This window comes from Mycobacterium sp. (assembly GCF_035570115.1).
In the GTDB taxonomy this organism is placed as follows: Bacteria; Actinomycetota; Actinomycetes; order Mycobacteriales; family Mycobacteriaceae; genus Mycobacterium.
Genome location: NZ_DATMLH010000076.1, coordinates 1 through 13,085 on the forward strand (window position 1 = coordinate 1; position 13,085 = coordinate 13,085).

Annotated in this window: 15 protein-coding genes and 1 pseudogene; 3 read left to right on the top strand and 13 right to left on the bottom strand. The window is 65.3% G+C overall.

The annotated features are described in order from the left end of the window. A partial coding sequence (locus tag VNW74_RS05515) for a TIGR03619 family F420-dependent LLM class oxidoreductase (RefSeq protein WP_325675594.1) occupies positions 1-667 on the bottom strand: 667 nt, incomplete at its 3' end. A 90-nt stretch (positions 668-757) separates the two neighbouring features. Here VNW74_RS05515 and VNW74_RS05520 point away from each other — a divergent pair. Then, positions 758-1,234 (top strand): MarR family winged helix-turn-helix transcriptional regulator, encoded by a 477-nt coding sequence (locus VNW74_RS05520; protein WP_325675595.1) that lies wholly within the window; start codon positions 758-760, stop codon positions 1,232-1,234. A gap of 340 nt (positions 1,235-1,574) precedes the next feature. Here VNW74_RS05520 and VNW74_RS05525 read toward each other — a convergent pair whose 3' ends face one another. Next, positions 1,575-2,039 carry a MarR family winged helix-turn-helix transcriptional regulator gene (locus VNW74_RS05525; RefSeq protein WP_325675596.1) on the bottom strand — a complete coding sequence of 155 codons (465 nt, stop codon included), beginning with the start codon at positions 2,037-2,039 and terminating at the stop codon, positions 1,575-1,577. A gap of 60 nt (positions 2,040-2,099) precedes the next feature. Between VNW74_RS05525 and VNW74_RS05530 the strand changes: the two genes are divergently transcribed. Next, the gene (locus tag VNW74_RS05530; RefSeq protein ID WP_325675597.1) at positions 2,100-2,933 is read left to right on the top strand and encodes an alpha/beta hydrolase; all 834 of its coding nucleotides are present in this window, start codon (positions 2,100-2,102) and stop codon (positions 2,931-2,933) included. A 48-nt stretch (positions 2,934-2,981) separates the two neighbouring features. Here VNW74_RS05530 and VNW74_RS05535 read toward each other — a convergent pair whose 3' ends face one another. The 3 genes from VNW74_RS05535 to VNW74_RS05545 all read right to left on the bottom strand — a co-directional run bounded on the left by VNW74_RS05535 (position 2,982) and on the right by VNW74_RS05545 (position 5,735). Beyond that, the gene (locus VNW74_RS05535; RefSeq protein ID WP_325675598.1) at positions 2,982-3,629 is read right to left on the bottom strand and encodes a class I SAM-dependent methyltransferase; all 648 of its coding nucleotides are present in this window, start codon (positions 3,627-3,629) and stop codon (positions 2,982-2,984) included. A 316-nt stretch (positions 3,630-3,945) separates the two neighbouring features. Beyond that, positions 3,946-4,707: an O-methyltransferase gene (locus tag VNW74_RS05540; protein WP_325675599.1), complete on the bottom strand. Its 762-nt coding sequence runs from the start codon at positions 4,705-4,707 to the stop codon at positions 3,946-3,948. Further along, positions 4,704-5,735 (bottom strand): oxygenase MpaB family protein, encoded by a 1,032-nt coding sequence (locus tag VNW74_RS05545; RefSeq protein WP_325675600.1) that lies wholly within the window; start codon positions 5,733-5,735, stop codon positions 4,704-4,706. Before VNW74_RS05545 ends, VNW74_RS05540 begins: the two co-directional genes overlap by 4 nt. Positions 5,736-5,829: 94 nt before the next feature. Between VNW74_RS05545 and VNW74_RS05550 the strand changes: the two genes are divergently transcribed. Next, a complete protein-coding gene (locus VNW74_RS05550; RefSeq protein ID WP_325675601.1) occupies positions 5,830-6,483 on the top strand; it encodes a TetR/AcrR family transcriptional regulator in 654 nt (217 codons plus the stop codon). A 75-nt stretch (positions 6,484-6,558) separates the two neighbouring features. Here VNW74_RS05550 and VNW74_RS05555 read toward each other — a convergent pair whose 3' ends face one another. From VNW74_RS05555 to VNW74_RS05590, 8 genes and pseudogenes are all read right to left on the bottom strand, one after another. After that, positions 6,559-7,161 carry a class I SAM-dependent methyltransferase gene (locus VNW74_RS05555; protein ID WP_325675602.1) on the bottom strand — a complete coding sequence of 201 codons (603 nt, stop codon included), beginning with the start codon at positions 7,159-7,161 and terminating at the stop codon, positions 6,559-6,561. Between the two features lie 79 nt (positions 7,162-7,240). Continuing rightward, the gene (locus tag VNW74_RS05560) at positions 7,241-7,807 is read right to left on the bottom strand and encodes a NifU family protein (protein ID WP_325675603.1); all 567 of its coding nucleotides are present in this window, start codon (positions 7,805-7,807) and stop codon (positions 7,241-7,243) included. Then, positions 7,804-9,717 (bottom strand): ferrous iron transporter B, encoded by a 1,914-nt coding sequence (feoB, locus tag VNW74_RS05565; RefSeq protein WP_325675604.1) that lies wholly within the window; start codon positions 9,715-9,717, stop codon positions 7,804-7,806. The genes VNW74_RS05560 and feoB overlap by 4 nt, the downstream gene beginning before the upstream one ends. Continuing rightward, positions 9,714-9,968, bottom strand: coding sequence for a FeoA family protein (locus VNW74_RS05570; RefSeq protein ID WP_325675605.1), 255 nt, complete (start codon positions 9,966-9,968; stop codon positions 9,714-9,716). The genes feoB and VNW74_RS05570 overlap by 4 nt, the downstream gene beginning before the upstream one ends. After that, complete coding sequence (locus VNW74_RS05575) at positions 9,965-10,903, bottom strand: fumarylacetoacetate hydrolase family protein (RefSeq protein WP_325675606.1); 939 nt, start codon at positions 10,901-10,903, stop codon at positions 9,965-9,967. Before VNW74_RS05575 ends, VNW74_RS05570 begins: the two co-directional genes overlap by 4 nt. Positions 10,904-10,933: 30 nt before the next feature. Further along, positions 10,934-12,070, bottom strand: coding sequence for a VOC family protein (locus VNW74_RS05580; RefSeq protein WP_325675607.1), 1,137 nt, complete (start codon positions 12,068-12,070; stop codon positions 10,934-10,936). After that, the gene (locus VNW74_RS05585; RefSeq protein ID WP_325675608.1) at positions 12,070-12,744 is read right to left on the bottom strand and encodes a class I SAM-dependent methyltransferase; all 675 of its coding nucleotides are present in this window, start codon (positions 12,742-12,744) and stop codon (positions 12,070-12,072) included. Before VNW74_RS05585 ends, VNW74_RS05580 begins: the two co-directional genes overlap by 1 nt. Further along, positions 12,744-13,085: pseudogene (locus VNW74_RS05590) on the bottom strand (pyridoxamine 5'-phosphate oxidase); the annotation flags it as partial. The gene VNW74_RS05585 and the pseudogene VNW74_RS05590, both read right to left, overlap by 1 nt.

The window sequence follows — 13,085 nt, forward strand, 5'->3', positions numbered from 1 at the left end:
CGGCGGGTACGGCGGCGCGGAAAGTCGCGAGTTGGTGCTCAAAGGATTTCCACTCGGAGATCCCCGGGTTCAGTCCGAGCCCTAGCCTTCCGGCGCGCTGCACAGCGGCGTCGACTCCCGGCGCTGCTGCGATGAGAATGGGCGGGCCACCGGGCTGCAGCGGTTTGGGGCTGACTTGCGACGGGGCGATCCGATAAAAGCGGCCCTGATAGCTGACAGGGTCGGGGCGCCAGGTGGCACGCAACGCCTCGATGAACTCCTCGAAACCGCTACCGCGGCGCCGCATCGGCACATTGGCGGTAGCGAACTCGTCGGCCGACCAGCCCTGTCCCAGACCCACGACGAGGCGTCCGGCACTCAAGTGGTCCAGCGTCGCGAGGCGGCGGGCGAGCAGCACCGGCACGTGGAAGAGCGCGGCGAGGACGCTGGTCCCCAAGCGGATCGTGCTGGTATGGGCGGCAACGTAGGTCAATGTCTCCACCGGCGCGAAGACGTTGGCGTAGCACTCCGGAGTTCGCCACCCCTCCGCCGGCTCCACCGCTCGTAGCAACCGTTCGAACACCCAGAGCGAGTCGAAACCCAGTGCCTCGGCGCGTTGCGCGAACTCCACGATTTTGTGCGGAGTGGCCTCGAAGCCGTGGTGTGGCAGGCCCAGTCCCAGCTTCATGGCGGATCTCCCCAATGATTGGTCGACCAAGTAATTCTCCACCGCGAGCGTAGCACGTTATTTGGCCGGCCAACCAGTTAGGCTGACGGCATGACACTCCAGCAACCCAGCCGCGATCCGCTCGACGTCGGGCCGGGTGGCCCAGTGAGCCGGGCCCTTGCCCAGGTGGTTCGGCTTCACCGCACCGCGGCTGGCGAACTCCTCAAAAACACCGGCCTGTACCCGGGGCAGGAGGTGCTGATGATGCATCTGTGGGCAGCGGGGGTCGTGCGTCAGGCCGACCTGATCAACGCCCTGGGTCTCGATCCGTCCACCGTGACCAAGATGCTTCAGCGGCTACAGCGCGCCGGCAAAGTTAGCCGGACCACCGACCCCGCCGACCGACGCGCCGTGCTCGTCGAGGCAACAGAAAGCAGCCGCCCCCTTCGTACCGAAATCGAAGCCGCCCAAAAGAGGTTGGAAGAGCGCACGGTCGCCGGACTCGACCCCGCCGAGCGCGCCGAACTGCAACGACTGCTGGAGAAGGTTGCGGCCTACCTCAGGCTGCAGAATGGCCCCTGCCCGTAACGCCGCCCCGCAGCTCGCCTTCTACGGGCCAGCCAGACCTGGCGGACACCGGCGGCGAAAGCGCTGCGAGCCTGATCGATGACGTCGTCGACGGCGTTGATCGCCGCCGCGCGCCGATTCAGAACTACTCCGGCGGCCATGTGCGAGACAACCCGCCGGGGCGGCGCAGATATTCCTCATTTCTACCTCCGCTCGATGGCCGCCTAGATGGGCGCGAATCGAGCGCCGCGAAGGTGAGAAAACACTTCCACGCAAGGCCTTTCGGCGGCACGACCTCATCGACGTCAACAGATCAGGCCGCCGCCTTGGCTACTCGGGACGTGGGTGTTGGCAGCGTGGATCATCGATGCGCCTCATCGGCGTCCAGATAGTCGAGCAGACGTTGCATGGTGGCGCACATCTGGTCGAAGGACTGCGTGCCGACTACGGTCGACCACTGCGCTTCGATCGTGGCCACACGGTCGCCGGCATGGGCCATGACTCCACGTCCCCGGTCGGTCAGGCAGATGAGCTTGGCGCGTCCGTCGCGGGGGTCTGGCTGCCGCTCCAGATAACCGAGCTCTTGGAGGTCGTTCACGAGCTCTGAGGTGGCAGCCAGGCTTAATTGAGCGCGGGCGGCGACAGCGGTGAGCCGCACGCCACCCATGCCGATCGCCCCGAAGATTTGAAGGTGCGGGTCGCGAATATCGCCGTACCCCGCCGCGGCGGCGGGGGCGGACAGTTCGCGCCGGAATTCGCGCAGGAGCCGCATGAGCAGCTGACCGATGGCCAGTCGATCGGTGGGCAGATCTCTTGACGTGACCATATAAACACAGAATACTACGGGTACCGAAGTTTCGGTTTCCGAAGTATTTATGGAGGCGTCATGATTGCGCACACTTCTTCCGATTCGGCGCTGGTGCCTACGTCCCTGGGGCGGTTGAACGTCGGGCAGGCCGGCGTGGGACCGCCGGCACTGCTGTGGCACAGTCTGTGGGTCGACTCCCGCAGCTGGGGTTCGCTGGTGGATTCCCTTGGTGCGCACCGACGCTTGGTGATTATCGATGGCCCCGGATACGGGCGCAGCGATCCCATCCATCGCGACTTCACCCTCGACGACTGCGCGCGCGCCGCCGGCGAAGTCATCGATCATCTCGACATCACCGAGCCGGTCGACTGGGTGGGCAACGCGTGGGGTGGCCACGTCGGCATCACCCTGGCCGCCGATCAACCACACCGCCTGCACAGCCTGGTGACGATCGCCGCACCACTGCTGCCGGTCGGCGCTCGGCAACGCTGGACTCAGACCTATCCGCTCGCCATGCTCTACCGCCTCGCCGGCCCAAACCGGTTGATTACCAAGGCATTGTTCGACGCGTTACTCGGTTCCGACGCGATCAAGGCACACCCCGACCGGGCCGCGGACCTCATCCGCGGCTTCAAGGAGGCTGATCGGGACTCGATACGCCGCACGGTCCGGTTCATGAATCGTTGGCACCCGCTGACCGACACCCTGCCCGGGGTCAGCGTGCCCACGTTGTTTCTGACCGGCGATCTCGACGATCAGCATTGGAGCCCTGCCGACGCCCACGTTGCCGCCGCCACGATGCCCAACGCGCAAGTAGTAACTCTTACCGGCGCTGGGCACGTCGGTCCACTCCTGGTCGACGCCGATCTCATCGCCCGCACGGTCACCGAATTCTGGAGAACGCTGCGATAACGTGTACCGGCTGCAAATCAAACACCCAGGTGCGCAAGCACTTCCACGCTAAAGGTGTGGCGGGGTCGGTGTGGCAATCAGCAGGTGGGGCGCATCGTGAGCCTGGCTGATTCGACGGTGTTCGACTCCGAGCCCCGCGCCGCGCAGCGTGTCGATCACCTCGGGTACCGAGCGGAGGTGAAAGCCGTGCCCCGTGAACGGCATCCTGGCCATCGCGTCCGGGTCGGCCACTCCGACGACGATCCGACCCGCGCTTCCGACGACCCGAGCGAGCTCGGTGAACGCAGGATCCAGCTCAGCGATGAAGTAGATGGTGTTGACGGTAAGGACGCCATTCAATGCGCTATCGGCGAAGGGCAGCTGCGTCAATGACCCGGTATGCAACGCCAGCCGCCCGGCCGCGATGTCGCGGCGGTATCGACGTGCGGCGTGGCTGAGCATCGTGTCCGACACTTCGACCCCGTGCACCCGGCCCGATTGCCCGACGCTGTCGAGTAGGAACTTCAGCCCGACACCGCCGCCGAACCCGACATCGGCGACCACCGCCGCCGCATCAGGTTGCAGCGCCTGCACGGCGGCGCTCACGAAGCGTCGGTTGCCACGATTGAGCGCCACACCGACTAACCGCCCCCGCAGACCACTTGGGTGACCCAGCTGCTTAGCGATACCCGCCATAAGGGCGCGCCGGACAGCCATCTGACGACCCTACCGGCATGGGTCCAGATACCGCACGGGACAAGAAACAACGGGACCAAGTGTGTTTCAGCCGCCGACGACCGAATCGGGGGCGGGGGCGATCATTCCGCTTGCGCATCAGGTCTGCGATGCCCGCGGCAAGTAGTTGCCGGGAGGCCAGTATGGTGATGCCGGAACAAGCCTAACCACAGAGTCGGCTCACGGACGTGGTCGGCGTTCGCCGAGCCTGCGTCCGGGGCCTTGTCACGTGGATAAGCTAGCGCCACACAGTATCGGATCAATCGCCTTCCAGGCGGCGATGTGATGGTGGCGCGGCTCAGCCCAGGAACTCCGACTCCAGAACCAGATCTTTGAGTAGCGTCTGATACTCGACGTGGGTTTCGTGCTCGATGGTCTGCCACCGCTTGCCTTGCTGTTCCTTCATGTAGGTGCGGTACTTGGGTGCGCCGGGGATGCCGACGTTGTCGGCCACGACGATCGTTCCCGGATGCAGCCAGCCCCGGTCGACGAGCCGCTGCAGGTCGTCGAGGTACACGTCCTTCCAGTGGTCGAGGAATACGAAATCCAAACAGCCCTCGGTGAATCCGTAGTCCTTGGCGAGAACCTCGAGCGTCGTCCCGTCGCCGACGGTGCCGTTAATGCAGGTGACGCGATCGGCGAGGCCGGCGTGCGCCCACACCCGGCGGGCCACCGAGGCGTTGGCACCGGACTTTTCGATCGAGAATACGTTGGCACCCGGTGCCGCTCGGGCGATCCGCAGCCCGCTGTATCCGCAGTAGGCACCGAGTTCCATGGCGAGCGTTGGATTCGCGCGCTTGACGGCGGTGTCGAGCAGCTGGCCCTTCTCGTCGCCGACGTTCATGAGGATCGACTTGTCGTAGGCGAAGCTGTCGATGGCGTCGATCGCCGCGTCGACATCGCCCGCCGGTGCGTTGGCAGCGACGTACTCGGCCATCGCCTCCTCCCGGCCGTCACCCATCTGACCCGTCCGTAAGACGTTCCGGCCGCCGAAAGCCCCGCGCACGAACGAGTACCTCAAGAATGGAAACTTCTGTCGCAGCGTCCTACTGAGACTCATTGCACCGAAACCAGGTCTCCAGATACAGACTTCGCCATTAGATCGGCCCTTTCTGTCTTGCTCAGATCCCCGGAACCGTTCCCGCGCGGTCGGGCCGACGGACTCGGCGAGCGATTTGATTGATGCGGATTTCGGGTTGGCAGAGGGATCGGCGCGACGGTACCCGTGCGGTGGTAGTGCGCGCGCTGGTCTCGGGCGAGTGGAAAGTATTGAAGGTGTGTTGGGATCCCTTTGATCATCGCATGAACTGCCTTGAGGTGCAGGCGATAATGCAATTCGTCCAGTCGAGTCCAGTCCAGGCACAGCCGTTGGCGGATCACTGGCGGTAGTGCGCCGGTGGTGACCCACAGGATCAATTTCACCAGCGGTGTCTGCACGAACGGTTTCAGAATCAGTGGTCCAACAACCGTATTGGCGCGATCAGACAGGCGCTTGCTGGTCGGCGGCGGCATCGTCCGGTACATGTGAAAGCCCTCCCGAACTGGGCGGCTGTCCTCCAGCACGTTGTTGATCATGTCCTCCCAGTACTGCTGGAATGCGTCCCAGTCGGGTGGGACCGGCCTCATGCTGACGCCATAAAGGCGATACCAGTCAATCGATTCCAAGTAGAGGGCTTCTTTGTCGGCCGCTGACAGCGGATAGCCCGTGAGCTCGTGTCCGGTCACGATGTCTTCGACGAACGTTGCGTGCGCCCAGAAGAAGGTCTCCGGGTTGAGCGCGCTGTATCGACGACCGTATTTGTCGACGCCTTTGATCGAGCCGTGGAAACTTCGCACCAACTTTCCCCACTCGTGCGATGTGGGTCCCCCGTAGACGACGGACATGATCGGTCCGATCGACCGTTCGCCGCGGGCGCGTGGATCCTCGAAAAACACCGAATGATGCTCGACGCCGGCGGCTAGCCCGGGATGCATGTTCTGCAGCATCGCTTCGCGAAGGCCATTGGACAGCCGAAAAATCGGCTGGCGACCGAAGTGCTCCCACACCAACCCATCGGGGTCCAACGGGGCGGGGAGAGGTTCAGTCATCCTTAAGCTCCTAAGATCCAAAACTGGTCCGATGAAGTATCAGATATGGCCTACGCTAATATCTGATACGGGCGGGTGTCAACAGTGAGGACTTATGGAGGATGCGGCGAGCTCATCGGTCGCGGCCGTGCCGCGTCCATACCGTGGCGTCAGCGCCGCCGACCGGCGTCACCAGCGCCGCCAGCGACTGATCGATGCCGGCCTGCAACTGTTCGGAACGCGGGGAATCGCGGCCGTCGGAATCGTTGACGTCTGCGCCGAAGCTGGACTCACCAAGCGGTACTTCTACGAGAATTTCGCATCGATCGACGCACTCGCCGAAGCGGTGTTCGAACACGTGACGGGCAACCTCGTGGCAGTGGTTGCGCCGGCGATCGAGGTGGGCGCCGGTCGTGACCCCCGCCCCGCGCTCACGGTCTACACACGCGCCCTCCTGAGTGATCCCAGGGTGGTGCGGTTGCTCGCGGTTGAATCCCAGACCGGTCCGCTCAAGAAATACCGCGATGGATTCCCTACGCGCGCAGTCGAACTCTGGTTCGCCTTCGCCGCCGCCGACGATGTACCCCCGCCGCAGGACATGCGCCTCAAAGCGTACGGATTCATCGGAGCCGCACAACAAATCGGCCTGGCATGGCTGGACGGCCATCTCCCGCTGACGATTGACGAGGTCATCGATCAGCTCGTCGACATGTTTTACCGAATTTCCGGTATCGCCCCGCGCCTACAGCACGACGACGAACCCGACTAGTTCCACCGTCCGGAAGCACTGCCGACGGGTGCGGTTATAAAGGGTGGCGCTTAATCTCCAGAAATCTGAGTCGATTCAGGTTGACGTTGGGTGACGTCTGGCCGGTGGGAGCCGGAGCAGCACCACCTCGGATGGGTGTCTTGCAGCGGTATTCGGCAGCACTTCACTGTGGCCCTCCGTCCTGAGCGGCGAAACCGGGACCCGGTGGTGCTCCGGAGCAACCCTGGCGCTCGAAAAACTCGACGGAGACGCGGCCGCTCGCTGGCGCGTTCGTGGCGGAGATGGTAGCCGCTCCAGGTCGATGATCAGTAACTTCGACGCGGCGCGGGTCCCCTCGCCGAGGATCCAGTTCGCCGTCTCAGCTGGCACGTGGCGGAAAGGCCGCGCGAAGACCGCGAGGTCGAAATAGCCGTCGGGCGCATCGATGGCAGTGGCATCACACACCAGCGCGCGAGCATGATTGCCCAGGTCGCTGAGGGTGAGGCTGTCAACGACTATCGGATCCAGGTCGGTGACCGTCACCTCGACGTTGGGGTGTTTGTCCAGCAGTCTGCGCGACAACCCACCATTGCCCGCTGCCAAGTCCAGGATCTTCGGTGCGACGCAGTCGGTTACGTGCCGCAAGGCGATCTCGGCGAGTCGGTGATGGACACCGAACATCGATGTGCAGGTGGTCATCTCGCTCTTTCCGGTGAGCGCTTCGACAATGCAGTCCTCCTTGATGTCGGTGTGGTGTCCGCGACAGGCCGCTCAGCTCTCAGCGGACGATCAATGACAGCAGCTTTTTACCGAGTGGGACTGTGGCTGTGCGGTTTTGGCTGCAGACGGTGATCTGTTGACCGGTCCGCCGGCGCAGTTCGTGCTGGAGTTTGTCGTGCAGTGTCGACTCCGCCGCCGGGCACCCGTGACAGGCACCCGACATCCGCACGGTCACGGTGTCGCCGGCCACCGAAACCAATTCGATCGACCCGCCGTGCGATTCGGCGAGGGCGCCGACCGAGCCTGCGAGCAGCTCCGCGGCGATCGCCGCCAGCTGGTCGGTGTTGTCCGAGGCGTCGATTCGCCAGCCGGTCGGGTCCAGCAGTGCGACGCGGAGTGCCTCGCGGACGTCATCGCCGACTTCCCGCCAGCGGTGGTCTGCGTTGAGCGTGATCAGCACATCCGCTGTGCGGAGCACCATTTCGCTGATCACTCCGGCGTCCAGCAAGACGCCGAGGCGCCCTGGAGCTTGGCGGACGGTGCCGGCGGGCGGCAGCGAGTCGGCGGTGATCACCCATCGCAGTTGTTGCGGGTCCGCGGTGGCGATGGCGTGAATTGGAATCATGCGCCCAGCCCTACCGCAATCGAGCGGGCGACCAGCGCCGCCACCCAGGCCAGGACGAACATGTAGGAGAACGCGAACGCCGGCCATCGCCACGAGTTGGTCTCGCGGCGCATCACCGCAATCGTCGACATGCACTGCAACGCGAACATGAAATACGTCAGCAGCGCGATGATGGTCGGCGCGGTGAATACCCGTTGACCGTGCTCGTCGGTCATGGTGGCCAACGCCTGATGTGGGTTGGCGGGGTCGGTAGCCGCCGACACCTGGCCCAGGGTGGAGACGAACACTTCGCGCGCCGACAGCGAGCCAACCAGGGCGACATCGGTGCGCCAGTCGAAGCCCAGCGGTGTGAACACCGGCGCGATAGCCCTGCCGACGTCGGCGGCGTAGCTGTGGTTCATCACATAGGCGGTGGCATCGGTCGGCGACAGCCGCGCGGTTTCGGCCTCGCGGGTCGGCAGATTGAGCAGCACCCACAACACCAAAGAGGTGCCCAGGATGATGGTTCCGGCCTTGCGTAAAAACATTTTCGCCGCACTCCACATCGCGGCGAGCACCACCTGTGGGGAGGGGAGCCGGTAGGGCGGCAGCTCCATGGTGAACGGCACCAGGTCGCCGCGCAGGATGGTCGACTTGACCACCGACGCGGCGATCAGAGCCGACGTGCCGCCGCCCAGGTAGAGCAGGAACATCGTGACACCTTGTGCGCTGAGCCCCCACCACTGGGTTTGCGGGGTGACCAGCAGGCCGACCAGCAACGTGTACACCGGCAGCCGGGCCGAACACGTCGTCAACGGCGCGGTGATGATGGTCGCGATCCGGTCGCGCGAGGACGGCAGCGTGCGGGTGGCCATGATGCCCGGGATCGCGCAGGCGAACGACGAGAGCATCGCGACGAAGGCGCGGCCCTCCAGCCCGGTCGTGGCCATCACCCGGTCCATCAAGAACGCCGCCCGCGACATGTACCCGACGTTCTCCAAGAGCGCGAGCAGTAGGAACAGCAACACGATCTGCGGGATGAACTGCAGCACGGTCCCGACCCCGCCGATAATCCCCTCGCTGAGCAGGCCCCGGATCACTGGATTGCCGATATCGCGGGCGACCTGTGCGCCCAGCCAGCTCAGACCCCGGCTGGCCCAATCCTGCAGTGGCGCAGCGATGGTGAACAGGACCTGGAAGAAGCCGAACATCACCGCGACGAAGACCACGGTGCCCCACACCGGGTGCAGCAGCACCGCATCGATCCGGCGGGTACGCCGATCTGGTTGCGGCACAACGTAGTCGGCCGCATCGAGCACCGAGCGCCCCCAAGCGTCGATGGAGTCCTGGTCGGGCGGGAGCAAGACCGGTGGGCGTTGCCATCGCTCGAACGACGCCAGCTGTGCCCGCAGGGCCTCGATGCCCGAACCGTGATGCGCCACAACCGCGGTCACCGGGATCCCGAGCGCCGTCGACAACGCCTCGACGTCAATCTTGCCGCCGCGCGACGTCAACTCGTCGCCCATGGTCAGCGCCAGCAAGCACGGTAGGTCGAGCCGTAGCACCTGGCCCACCAACATGATCGAGCGGCGCAGGGTGGTGACATCGGCGACCAGGACGATCGCGTCGGGCCCGTCGATGTCGGGGTATTTGCCGGTCAGCAGGTCGGTGACCACCCGCTCGTCGGGGCTGATCGGGTCGAGGCTGTAGGTGCCGGGCAGGTCCTCCACGGCGATCGCTGCGCCGTCCACCCAGGTGGTGCCGACGCTGCGCCCAACGGTGACGCCCGGATAGTTACCGGTCTTGGCGCGTAACCCGGTCAGGTGGTTGAAGACACTGGTCTTACCGGCATTAGGGCTGCCGACCAGCGCCACCCGCCGCACACCAGCGACGACAACTGGTGCGGCAGCAACGTCATGGCACGCCGTCATCGGTCCGCCTCGGGGGCAACGACGATCAGCCGCGCCTCGCGGCGGCGCAGGCACAGTTCGGTGTCCTGAACCCGGTAGATGGTCGGGTCGCCCAGCGGTGCACGACGGATCACATCGACTTGGGCCGCTGCGCGAAAGCCCAGCTGCCGCAGCCGGTTTGCCACCACGGATGCCGCCCCTGGCAGGGTGCCCACTATCGTTGCCCGCCGGCCCGGCGGCAGCTGGGCGAGCACGATCACGCTGTCACTCATGAGTACTTGACGATGTTGCGTTGCGCGCCGAGGTCGATCGCCCCGTCATCGCTCGCCACCGCGGCCTCGACGACGTCGCCGTGGCGCAGATATTTCGGGTTTTTGGCCTGCCTTGAGAAGAAGGTCTTCCACTTGAGCTGGTCCGGCAGCAGCGACCCGATGATTTGGACTGGCTTGGGTGGAGCGCTGATCGCGGTGCCGACCGGGGTTCCGGTCAACACCAGGTCGCCGGCATCGAGCCGTTGAAAACGCGACAGCGCACGCAGGGCCTGCACGGGCGGGTAGATGATGTCGCCGTCGACAAGCATGTCCTGGCGAATCTCGCCGTTCACCCACAGCCGCAGCCGCAAGTCACCGAAGCGCTTGAGCTCGTCGGCGTCCAGCAGTACCAGCGCGGGTCCGACCGGAGTGAACGTCGGATACGACTTCGCTTCGTAGAACTGCGTTTTGGTCAACTGCACGTCACGCGCCGAGACGTCATTGGCCACCACCAGCCCGCTGATGTAGTCGGAGAGGTTGGCCTCGGTGATCGTGGTGCCGACCGGCACATCGCGGCCGATGACCAGGCCGATCTCGACCTCGTAGTCCAGCAGCCGGACATGCTCGGGTTTGACGATGTCGTCGGATGGGCCGCTGATGGAGCCAGATGCCTTGCGGAAGAAGGCCAGCGGGTCGGTTGCCGGGTTGCGTCCGGCGTCTTTGGCATGGGAGGCGTAGTTGGCCAGTTGCGCCACCACCCGGCACGGCGCGGTGATCGGGGACACCAGATGCAGGCTGTCCACCGGCGCGGTGTCGCTGCTGTGGGCGGCAGCCTCGATGGCGGCTCGGTCGGCCAGCAGCTCGCGTGTGGTGGTGGCGGTGGTGGTGACTTGAGCGGCCCCAGTTGGGGTCTGCACAAACCAGGCGTCGGCGGTGCGCAGGATCGAGACGGTCATCGGGGTCCTTGTGTCGTCGGGTGGTTGGGGTCAGGATCTGGCCACGGTGAGCATGCCGCGCAGGCTGGCCAGGTTGAATTCGTTGTCGCCGCGCAGCGCGCTGATCACCGAGCGAAGCTCGTCTAGGGATTCGCGGCCGGGCCCGATGCCGAGGAAGTCTTTGGTGATCCGGGGTCCCCATTGGTAGAGCCCGGAGGTGGTGAAGGGAGCCCAACCCGGCTCGAGGCTGCCGTCGAACATGTCACCGTCGCTGAAGTGCTCGACCAAAAATCCGTCGGGATCGCGCCAGTAGTCGAAGATCTGGCTGCCCAGGATGTGCCGGCCGATTCCCCACGAGCGGTGATAGCCGAGTTCGGCGAGGTAGCGGCCGCCGGTGGCCATCGCGTCGATGTCGCTGACTTGGTAGGCCGAATGGATGTAACGGTTGGCCGGGCCCAGCGCCAACCCCAGGGTGTGGTGATCGGCCGGAGTCTGCCCGCGATCGCAGCGGATGAAGCTCAGGACCGGTCCACGGTCGCGCTGCCCGGGGTAGTAGAGGAAGTCGCTGACGATCATTCCCAGGTGATCGAGGTACCAGTTGAGCGCCTCCCGGTACTTGGTGGTCTGCAACACCACATGTCCGAGTCGCTGCACCCGTGTCGGCTCGCGCGGCGGGCGTTGGGTGGTGTTGATCCGCGCGAGTTCGTGCCCAAAGTTGTACTGATGCGCGGCCTGCGCCGGCAGGGCCGCCAGCTGGTGAACGCCGGCCACCACCCGCACCGTCATACCGCTGGGATCGACCAGGTCGGCCGCCACGCCGCCGAGTGACTCGGGCAGCGCGCGGATTTTGGCCCCGGTCGCGTCGGCCAGCCGCAGCACGTCGGACTGATCCTGGGCGGTGTACGCGGCCGCGACGAATCTCGATTGGGGACCTCGCTGGATGAGCACACAGGGCGAGCCTGTATCGGTGCCGCGCAGATACAGCTCGTCGACCGTGCGAACTACGGTGCTAAAACCGAACGCCCGCGCAAACGCCTCAGCCCGAACCAGATCCGGCTTCTCGAACTCCAACCAGGCAACATCGTGAACCTTGACAATGGGGTCACGCGATCGCCCCGGATGCTCTCCTTGGCGAGCGCCCTGATCACTGTGCAGATCGGTGTGCGCGCCGGCAACACGGTCGCCCATCAATCCGTCTTTCGAAATGGCAACCGGGCCTCGAAGAACTCGATCGCTCCGCTGCGCGCAAGTGTCACGACATCGAGGCCGAACTCCGTCAGCCATTTCTCGATTTCGCCTGTGCGCGGGGTGTTTCCGAACACCCCAGCGCGACGGCTCAACGCGATCAGGGCATCCTTGCGCGGGCCTCGACCGCTAACGCATGACGTGCCGCGCAGGGTCCCGCCAGGTAGGAGCACCCGAGCGAGCTCCGCGAGCGCCGCCCGCGGGTCCGGCAGACAGTGCAGCCCGTTGTAGGTCACGCAGAGGTCAAAGCTGGCGTCAGGGAACTGCAGCGCGGTCACATCCGCTTCGACGAACTCGATCGCGTCTTGCACGCCGCGTCGGCCGGCCTCCCGGCGCGCCCGCGTAAGCATGTACGGAGATATGTCAGCCGCGACGTAATGCACGGCCTGACCGGTACGCAGACCGCGGAAGGCCAGGCCACCCCCGCACGGGATGTCCAGTACCGAGGCGCCGACCGGAACGTCGGCAAGTCGCTCGATGTCGGCGAACATGCGGCCCAGGTCGGCACCCCACATCGCCCGGGCGCCGAGCTTTGCGACACTGGCGTGCTGGACGCCGGCGTCGTAGAGGGCCGCTGTGACGCGCTCGGAGCGCCACTTCTCGGTGACGTCGGCCATCAGTTCGCCGGCCTGTCGGGAGCGTCCCAGGGCATCGACGCCGAAACCCAGTGGGTCAGTTCCTGCTGCTCGTTGCTGTGCAGGTGTCGCGGCGGCGTCACGAACGTCGCATACGGTCGACAGCGCACCAGTACCCGGCCTTCCTCCTCGGCGACCGCTTTGACCGCGGGACGGAGCTCCGGCGGCACTGGCTCACCCGACATGCGTTCAGCCACCGCCATCATCACGTCGATCAGGGTTTCCTCGTCGTCGTCGATCACGGCGTCGCAATAGACCTGCAGGTAGGCGAACGGCCAGGTCTCGTCGAGTACGCAGAGGCTGACTTTGCCGTTGCGGGCCAC

Bases quoted from the DNA above. Each gene is read 5' to 3' on its own strand.
- VNW74_RS05520 (WP_325675595.1), top strand. From the start codon at position 758: ATGACACTCCAGCAACCCAGCCGCGATCCGCTCGACGTCGGGCCGGGT.
- VNW74_RS05525 (WP_325675596.1), bottom strand. From the start codon at position 2,039: ATGGTCACGTCAAGAGATCTGCCCACCGATCGACTGGCCATCGGTCAG.
- VNW74_RS05530 (WP_325675597.1), top strand. From the start codon at position 2,100: ATGATTGCGCACACTTCTTCCGATTCGGCGCTGGTGCCTACGTCCCTG.
- VNW74_RS05535 (WP_325675598.1), bottom strand. From the start codon at position 3,629: ATGGCTGTCCGGCGCGCCCTTATGGCGGGTATCGCTAAGCAGCTGGGT.
- VNW74_RS05540 (WP_325675599.1), bottom strand. From the start codon at position 4,707: ATGAGTCTCAGTAGGACGCTGCGACAGAAGTTTCCATTCTTGAGGTAC.
- VNW74_RS05545 (WP_325675600.1), bottom strand. From the start codon at position 5,735: ATGACTGAACCTCTCCCCGCCCCGTTGGACCCCGATGGGTTGGTGTGG.
- VNW74_RS05550 (WP_325675601.1), top strand. From the start codon at position 5,830: ATGGAGGATGCGGCGAGCTCATCGGTCGCGGCCGTGCCGCGTCCATAC.
- VNW74_RS05555 (WP_325675602.1), bottom strand. From the start codon at position 7,161: ATGACCACCTGCACATCGATGTTCGGTGTCCATCACCGACTCGCCGAG.
- VNW74_RS05560 (WP_325675603.1), bottom strand. From the start codon at position 7,807: ATGATTCCAATTCACGCCATCGCCACCGCGGACCCGCAACAACTGCGA.
- feoB (WP_325675604.1), bottom strand. From the start codon at position 9,717: ATGACGGCGTGCCATGACGTTGCTGCCGCACCAGTTGTCGTCGCTGGT.
- VNW74_RS05570 (WP_325675605.1), bottom strand. From the start codon at position 9,968: ATGAGTGACAGCGTGATCGTGCTCGCCCAGCTGCCGCCGGGCCGGCGG.
- VNW74_RS05575 (WP_325675606.1), bottom strand. From the start codon at position 10,903: ATGACCGTCTCGATCCTGCGCACCGCCGACGCCTGGTTTGTGCAGACC.
- VNW74_RS05580 (WP_325675607.1), bottom strand. From the start codon at position 12,070: ATGGGCGACCGTGTTGCCGGCGCGCACACCGATCTGCACAGTGATCAG.
- VNW74_RS05585 (WP_325675608.1), bottom strand. From the start codon at position 12,744: ATGGCCGACGTCACCGAGAAGTGGCGCTCCGAGCGCGTCACAGCGGCC.